Here is a 1123-nt window from a genome sequence, read left to right as displayed (position 1 = left end):
GGCCCTTCCGATCTGGCCGGGACGGGGAGGCCGCCACAGGGGCCATGCCATGCACTCCCCGCATGGGCCGGATGGTTCGCATGGGCCGGATCAGGACGTTATTGTCATGACAGTGGACCAGTATGAAACCCTGCGGCTCATTGATCTTGAAGGCATGACCCAGGAAGGTTGCGCCGAAAGCATGCACATCGCCCGCACCACTGTGCAGAGCATTTATGCCGAGGCGCGTAAAAAATTGGCCGATGCCCTCGTCAACGGCAAGATGCTGCGCATTGAGGGCGGGGAATACAGGCTTTGCAGCGGCGAGGGCGCATCATGCGGCGGAGGCGGCTGCCGCCGGGGACGAAACCGGTAACGCACTCAGTTCAAACAGGTTGTGCGCCCCCCCCACAGCGGCCCTAGGCTTTTTCCTCTTCCTTGCAGACATCGACCCACGTTCCGCCGGTGACGCGCTCAAGCTCGGCCAGAGAAATCTTTACGGCATTGTTGGGCGCTCCGGCTGCGGGGTACACCGGGTCAAAGCTCTTCAGGCTGGCGTCCAGATAAACGCGCACATTGTCATGCAGGGCAAAAGGGCAAACACCCCCCATAGGATGCCCCACCTGCTCCTGCAGGTCTTCGGGCCTGATAAAACGGGGCTTGCACCGAAAGGCATCCTTGAACTTGCGATTGTCCAGCCGGGCCGTTCCCATAACCACCAGCACCACCGGCCCCTCGGGTCCCAGAACAGAAAGGCTTTTGGCAATGCGCCCCGGCTCGCAGCCCACGGCTGCTGCCGCCAGATCCACAGTGGCGCTCGACACCTCAAACTCCATATAGCCTTCAGCCAGACCGTTCTTTGCCAGCTCGGCCTTTACTGCGTCTACCCGCATAACCTTTCCTTTATTCTCCGCGCGTTTCAAAAACAGCCCGCCAAACAACCTGAAAAACAGCCACCGGCAAGGCAGCCCGCGCCATCAGCCGCGGGCAGTGCCGGAGCACCATCAAATACAATGGCCTAGAGCAATTTAACTTTTAAATTGCTCGGACGGCTGCGTGAGCAGACGTTCGCTACGGAGGCGTAAGCGCAGTTTATCTGCGCGGTTAAACGCCGAAGTGAGCGTGCCTTAAACTTTGAGAATGT

General features: G+C 59.6%; 2 protein-coding genes. One reads left to right on the top strand and one right to left on the bottom strand.

The window, feature by feature from the left end:
* Positions 1–355: DUF134 domain-containing protein (locus tag V6C16_RS13925; protein WP_333543514.1), on the top strand; the 355-nt coding region annotated here is incomplete at its 5' end.
* Between the two features lie 43 nt (positions 356–398).
* Here the strand turns inward: V6C16_RS13925 and V6C16_RS13920 are convergent.
* The gene (locus V6C16_RS13920) at positions 399–872 is read right to left on the bottom strand and encodes a YbaK/EbsC family protein (RefSeq protein WP_333534717.1); all 474 of its coding nucleotides are present in this window, start codon (positions 870–872) and stop codon (positions 399–401) included.
* Positions 873–1123 lie beyond the last annotated feature (251 nt).

The sequence above is a fragment of the Desulfovibrio sp. 1188_IL3213 genome, assembly GCF_036763145.1.
Classification (GTDB): Bacteria; Desulfobacterota; Desulfovibrionia; order Desulfovibrionales; family Desulfovibrionaceae; genus Desulfovibrio.
Note: the sequence above shows the minus strand (reverse complement) of the source record. Positions and strands in the feature narration are given on the sequence as shown.

Excerpts from the sequence above, each read along its gene's own strand:
- V6C16_RS13920 (WP_333534717.1), bottom strand. The coding sequence starts at position 872 with ATGCGGGTAGACGCAGTAAAGGCCGAGCTGGCAAAGAACGGTCTGGCT.